At 57.7% G+C, this 6,000-nt stretch carries 6 protein-coding genes and 1 pseudogene; 2 read left to right on the top strand and 5 right to left on the bottom strand.

All coding sequences use genetic code 11. The features are described 5' to 3' along the window. Positions 1-15 precede the first annotated feature (15 nt). Complete coding sequence (locus tag MA07_RS02110; protein WP_036346368.1) at positions 16-882, top strand: UTP--glucose-1-phosphate uridylyltransferase; 867 nt, start codon at positions 16-18, stop codon at positions 880-882. 345 nt (positions 883-1,227) lie between these two features. Here the strand turns inward: MA07_RS02110 and MA07_RS31125 are convergent, their stop codons facing one another. Next, entirely contained in the window at positions 1,228-1,713 is a 486-nt protein-coding gene (locus tag MA07_RS31125) for a hypothetical protein (protein WP_152568689.1), read from the bottom strand. A 598-nt stretch (positions 1,714-2,311) separates the two neighbouring features. Between MA07_RS31125 and MA07_RS28470 the strand changes: the two are divergent. Beyond that, positions 2,312-3,269: pseudogene (locus tag MA07_RS28470) on the top strand (IS630 family transposase). Positions 3,270-3,281: 12 nt separating this feature from the next. On the opposite strand, the gene MA07_RS28465 reads toward MA07_RS28470, so the two are convergent. The 4 genes from MA07_RS28465 to MA07_RS30395 form a co-directional block, all read right to left on the bottom strand. Then, positions 3,282-4,301: an acyltransferase gene (locus MA07_RS28465; RefSeq protein ID WP_036346360.1), complete on the bottom strand. Its 1,020-nt coding sequence runs from the start codon at positions 4,299-4,301 to the stop codon at positions 3,282-3,284. 725 nt (positions 4,302-5,026) lie between these two features. Then, the gene (locus MA07_RS30405) at positions 5,027-5,194 is read right to left on the bottom strand and encodes a transposase (RefSeq protein WP_200879313.1); all 168 of its coding nucleotides are present in this window, start codon (positions 5,192-5,194) and stop codon (positions 5,027-5,029) included. Positions 5,195-5,350: 156 nt separating this feature from the next. Continuing rightward, a complete protein-coding gene (locus MA07_RS30640; protein ID WP_244445130.1) occupies positions 5,351-5,476 on the bottom strand; it encodes a transposase in 126 nt (41 codons plus the stop codon). Next, entirely contained in the window at positions 5,425-5,970 is a 546-nt protein-coding gene (locus MA07_RS30395; RefSeq protein WP_200879312.1) for a transposase, read from the bottom strand. Before MA07_RS30395 ends, MA07_RS30640 begins: the two co-directional genes overlap by 52 nt. Positions 5,971-6,000: the final 30 nt, after the last annotated feature.

The following is a 6,000-nucleotide window of genomic DNA, read 5'->3' as shown; positions in this document are numbered from 1 at the left end:
TCTATGGCTCATTCAATGAAGCGTATCCGCAAAGCAGTCCTGCCCGTCGCCGGTCTCGGCACCCGGTTCCTGCCCGCCACCAAGGCTGTGCCCAAGGAGATGCTGTGCGTCGTCGACCGTCCCGTGGTGCAGCACGTGGTTGACGAGGCCCGCGCCGCCGGGATCGAGCATTTCATCTTCGTCACCGGGCGCAACAAGGCCGTGATCGAGGACCATTTCGACATTGCCTACGAGCTCAACCGCACCCTCGAGGGCCGCGGCAAGACCAAGGAGCTGGAGATCCTGGCCAAGGATCAGCCCCAGGCCGGCCAGACGAGCTTCACCCGCCAGCAGGAGCCCTTGGGCCTCGGCCACGCGGTGTGGTGCGCCCGGGAGCTGGTGGGCGACGAGCCCTTCGCGGTGATCCTGCCCGACATGCTCAGCCGCGGCTCCATGGAGCAGATGATCGCAGCCTATGAGAAGCACGGCGGCAATATCATCGCCGTGGAGGAAGTGCCCGAGGACCAGACCCACCAGTACGGCATCGTCTCGGTCGGCCAGGAATTCGGCCAGACCTTCGAGATCACCGGCATGGTGGAGAAGCCCCCGAAGGGCACCGCGCCGTCGAACTACATCATCTCCGGCCGCTACATCCTGCAGCCCCAGGTCTTCGACCTGCTCTCGAACCAGGAGCGCGGCGCCGGCAACGAGATCCAGCTGACCGATTCCATGATCCGCCTCATGAAGGAGCAGCCCTTCTTCGGCATGAAGTACCAGGGCAGGACCTACGATACCGGCTCGAAGATCGGCTTCCTCATGGCCAACGTGGCCTATGCCCTTGAGCGCGAGGAGCTCTCGGCGGAATTCCGCCGCGAACTCGAAGCGCTGCTGCGGCAGAAGTAGGCGGGTTCAAATCTGAACGCGCCGCTGTCTGTAGCCGTTGCGTGCCACGCCGTGTCCAGTAGCAGTGGAGTGGGTGCTGGAATCCGATCTCAAAAAATGCCGGCGCTCCCGATTGTCATGGGCTGTTGCAGGCAGCCAGCGACTTCTCGCCGAACGGCAGCTTCACCAATTTTCTTTTGAGCACGTCTGGTCTGATGAGTCAGGACCTGATCGCCTGGGCCAGCAATTGCTGGCCCAGGCGATCTGATGAGGCAACTTGATACGTACCGCTACCCGAAGAAGTAGCGGACTGGACAAGTCTCCTCACGGTTCATATCAAGTGCTACAACGTTTTGACAAACGCACTCATGCAAGGAAGTAGTCAACCCCGAGCCTGAGTTGGTCTGCAGTCGTGTCAGTCGTATGGATTTGGAAGCTGCCGTAGTATTTTGTTCCGGAGTAAAGGCTATAGTAGCCCTTAGAGGTGTCTTCAGTAAAGCTACCATCGGCAGCGTAGACGCGGTGAAAACCAGCAAACTGCAGCGATGCGTTTTCACCAACGAAACCAAAGCTAATAGTATCTCCCCCCGCTTTCCCAGCTCCCTGGAAATCAGCGATCTGATCCACTACTCCCCCGGCGGGCTGCAGATCCCAACTGTAAAAGCGGAACTCATCAGAGCCGGCGCCTCCCCATAGAAAATCCGCTCCCTTACCACCCTCGATGATGTCGTTTCCCGAACCGCCAATGACAACATCATTGCCGTCCCAACCATACAAGTGATTACTTGAAGTGCTGTGCCTAAAATCCAGAATGTCTGACTGTTGTGTGCCAGCTACCCACTTTGTTGCCACGTGAAGCTCCTGTTGAGGGTTAGAATGTTTGCCTTCGGATTTATTATGCGGCCCTGGTAAAAGGCAGCTGTTGGTGGAAATACCCAAGTTTGCCGAGATGCTGTATAGCACTGTTAGGCATATGTAAGGTTCTTTGTAGGTAGGAATTCTTACTTGCAAACTAAATCGCTCGATTATAGAACGCATCGCCCTTGTGCCCCAGTGATTCGGGAGCGGTGCTGCCATGCGGGTTGTCTATGCCAAAGATCCTCTGCAGGACTCAAACTTACGGGATCGACCCGGCCCTATTAGGCTTTACTTGCGCTCCCTGTAAGGGGAGTCATGCTGCCGGAAGCGCAATGGCCGAGGCTGGAGCCTTTCGCTGAGCAGGCCATACGAAGTACAAGTCCCCGGCAGAGCGTTTGAAGCGATCTTCTGGCGCATGAGAATAGTGCCAAGTAGCGTTCCGTACCCGCTGAGCCGGGTCGATAGTGGCGAGCGGCCCAGCTCATTGTGCGCTGGCGTGTCCGAGTACCTAGAGCACCGGACGCGAAATTCGACTCCCGGGGTTTTGGGCTGGCGCGATCTGTGATTCACTCTCTGGAACGGGAGGTGGATCATGGGTCACTGCTATTCTCTCGATCTGCGGGTGCGGGTGGCTGACTTTGTCGCGGCCGGTCATTCCTGCCGGGCGGCAGCCCAGCATTTTGACGTCAGCGAGAGCTTCGCCATCAAGCCCGTGCGGCGAACGCGGGACACCGGCTCGCCGGCACCGGCCCGGCAAGGCCGCCCGCCGGGACGCGGCAAGCTGGTGGCTTATGAGACCTTCCTGATCGAGACGGTCGAGGCTGAGCCCGCCATCACCATGCCCGAGCTGGCGGCCCGGCTGCTGCAGGAACACGGGGTCGTGGCTGCCCCCGCAATGCTCTCGCGCTTTCTGTGCCGACATGGCTTCACGTATAAAACAACACCTGATGGCGGCGGAGTGCGCACGCGCCGATGTGCGCAATGAGCGCCGGGTCTGGCAGACCCAGCGTCAGCCCCGCATGCGCCAGGAGCCACACCGGCTCGTGTTCCTGGACGAGACGTACGTCAACACCAAGATGACGCGCCTGCGCGGACGATCGCGCAAAGGGCAGCGGCTGCGCATGAGCGCTCCCTTTGGCCACTGGAAAATCCACACGTTCATCGCAGGGCTACGGTGCCATGAGCTGTGTGCCCTGTGGGTCATTGATGGCCCGATCACCCGGTTGGCGTTTGAGGCTTACATCGAGACACAACTCGCGCCGAGCCTGCACAAAGGTGACGTGGTAATCCTCGACAACCTGGCGGTCCACAAGAGTGAAAAGGCCGCCCAGTGTCTGAAACAGCGAGGCACCTGGTTCCTGTTCCTGCCGGCTTATTCGCCCGATTTCAATCCGATTGAGCAGGCCTTCGCTAAGATCAAGGCACACCTGCGCAAGGCCGAGGCCCGCACCTTTGACGCGCTCTGGCGCGGCCTCGGCGACATCTGCAATTTGTTTGAGCCGCAAGAATGCTGGAACTTCCTCAAGGCCGCCGGATATGCGTCCGTTTAACCGTCCGATGCTCTAAGCCATCCGTTGCACCGAACGGTGAGGGCCTGACCTGATTTTGCGGATGAAGCTGGTGATAGGCCTCTCTACTAGTAAAAAGCAGAGGATTCCCGCCGCAAACCCGCCTACGGTTGTCACGAGAAAATTTCCTGTGCCTTGACCTGCTAACCCGAGCTTCTCAACGATTATCGCAACACCTAGAAAGCCGAAGGAATGGGCGAGATATATCGAATATGACGCATCTCCTAGAAACTTTAGCACCGGAATGGTGGGTACTAATCCTCGTTGCTCAAGAGCGATCGAACCTGCAACAATACATGCAGCGGGAAGCCCCCAAATGAGAAGACGCTCCTGAGTAAGGTTCTCAAGCCAATGCGAGCAAAACAACATGAAAACTCCGCTTATCAGCAATGTACTTGCGCCGCCTCTACTTGGAAGCTTCGCGCTAGTCAAAGCCTTGCCAAGCCAAATACCTACTAAGAACTCTATAAGTAATGGGGATGTATACGTGGCTGCAAGCGTATTAGTCGGGGCAACCGCACTCCCCAGAAGCACGAGGCTACCAATCAGCGCCGTGAAGCCGATCAGCCGAAACCGCACAGGAAGGAATAAAATCAGCGCGAACAGGCTGTAGAAGAACATTTCGTAGTTCAGCGTCCAGCCTTGTATAAGGATTGGATGTACTTTGCCATTTGGCGCGACGTGAGGAATGAATAAAAGTGACTGAAGTACATGCCAAGGGGCCGGGCGTTCAAGAGGAAACAAATTTGGTCGGGCCGCCGCCGCAATTGTTAAAAAAATCGTGACTGACCAATAGAGTGGTACTATTCGAATAGTTCTCTGGATAATAAATTGCTTAGGCGTATCATTTTTTTGATTGCTTACAATCCACATTATGAGCCCGCTGATGACAAAAAATATGTCAACTCCTGCGTTGCCTAGACCAAAATTCAAATTGTAAATTAATCCAGCATGAAATAATACAACTGCACTTGCAGCGAGCCCGCGTAGATACTGAACTGACAAAATCTGCAAGAGATTACTCCAGCGATTACCATATATGAGACAATCGTCAATAGCGGTGGAATGCACTTAAGGCAACGCTCAACTTAGTCACATCGGTGCTTGTGTCATTACAGACTAAGGGCTACGCAGAGAATGCCAATGATCGATGCGGCGTTCGTCCTATGCGTCACACTTTAAACTGTCGCGGAGGCGTTCGGGCACGTTGCAGGTGCTGTCGGTCCAGTCCAGGCAGGGAAGCGGTGCCTTACAGCAATGCTGGCAGATACCACGTCGGCTATGAAGTTTCGCGATGGTCCAACTATCTGCGAACGGTGCACCTCCAGATGGGAGAGACGGCAGCGACTCCGCGGACAGAATATGGGCTCCTTACCGAAGTGGTGCATCCAGTAAGTCATGCTGCCTTGGGCAGCAGGGCGATACCGGGTGAGCGGCGAGGCCGATGGCGGCGTTTACCCCAGACGAAGGGATGGCAGTGCGCATTCCAGTAGACGGTGGCGCCGTAGATCGCATCGACGATCTCGTCCCAGCTCTCAAACCGCCGGCCTGCCAATGCCAGGGAGCGCAGGATCTTCTGCCAGGGTGCGATCAGGTTGAGTTATGAGACCTGTGCGCGGATGTCCAAACTGCGGCTTTGATGATCATGAGAGATGTCCTCCACGTCTTTTCTGTGAGACCGACAGCTTCAAGGTGCTTTGCTCTTCTTTAGGGTATCTCCAGGCGCACTTCGCCCCTGATCAGGCAGCCTCCGGCATCCTCAAGATCACAGCCGTTCGCTTCATGTTGTAGGCGATGGCTGTCAGTCTGACCTGCAGGGCTGCTTTGGCCAGTCCGAGCCAGCGCATGCGCCGCAAGCCGTAGCTGCGTTTCCAGGGGCCGAATATTTTCTCAATCCGGCAGCGCACGTGTTGGACATGATGGTTCCAAGCCCGCAGTTGCCGCACTTTGCCCCCAGCCGGACGACCTCACACGCCAGTTTGGACCACCTGTGGGCGTCAGCCTTTGGCCTGCACCGCAGAGGCAAAAGGTGTTCCGCGGTACGCGCTATCGGGGTACACATCTCAAGGGTTCTCCGGCAGGGCCTCACCTCCAGTTCGGCCATCGTGGACGTTGCCGGGTGTGAACACGAGATCTTCTACGAGAGCCGTATCGGCATCGGCCGCGAGATGAGCCTTGAAGCCGTGAATCGCCTCGCGCCGCTTGTGCCGGCCCAGGCGGCCTCGGTATCCCGGTAAGTCGCCGAGGCAATCACGGTTGCATCAATCAGCGTGCACTGTTTGATAATAACCGATTGGGTTCTGAGCTGGTGCGTCACCTCATCGAACAGCATCTTGTCAAGACCGCGCAGGACCAGCTCGCGCCGGAAGCGCACGAAGGCGGTGCGCTCTGGCGTAGGCCCATGGGCGGCGAACCCGCAGAAGCGCCGGAACGAGGCGCGGTCCTCCAACGCCTCAGCCAGCCTTACATGGGAGGGGTCGTGCCAGACCGCCAGCAGCAGGGCACGGAACAGGGTCAGCGGCGGCCAGGCGGGTTCGTCTTTGGCCGCGGCGTAGATGTCGACCAAGCGGCGATCAACAGAGGGCCAGTCGATCAGCAACGACAGTCGGTCCAGAGATGAGCGGTGAGAGATCGGATCTGCGATGAACGCGAAGACTTCCTGCCCAATCTGACGGCGTGCCATGGGACCGCTCCCGTCATGTCCAGCCGCTCT

Source organism: Microvirga sp. BSC39 (assembly GCF_000739015.1).
Lineage (GTDB): Bacteria > Pseudomonadota > Alphaproteobacteria > Rhizobiales > Beijerinckiaceae > Microvirga.
This window is presented reverse-complemented; position numbering and strand designations above follow the sequence as displayed.

What these genes read in the sequence shown, in the direction of transcription:
- MA07_RS02110 (WP_036346368.1), top strand. Translation starts at nt 16, where the DNA reads ATGAAGCGTATCCGCAAAGCAGTCCTGCCCGTCGCCGGTCTCGGCACC.
- MA07_RS30395 (WP_200879312.1), bottom strand. Translation starts at nt 5,970, where the DNA reads ATGGCACGCCGTCAGATTGGGCAGGAAGTCTTCGCGTTCATCGCAGAT.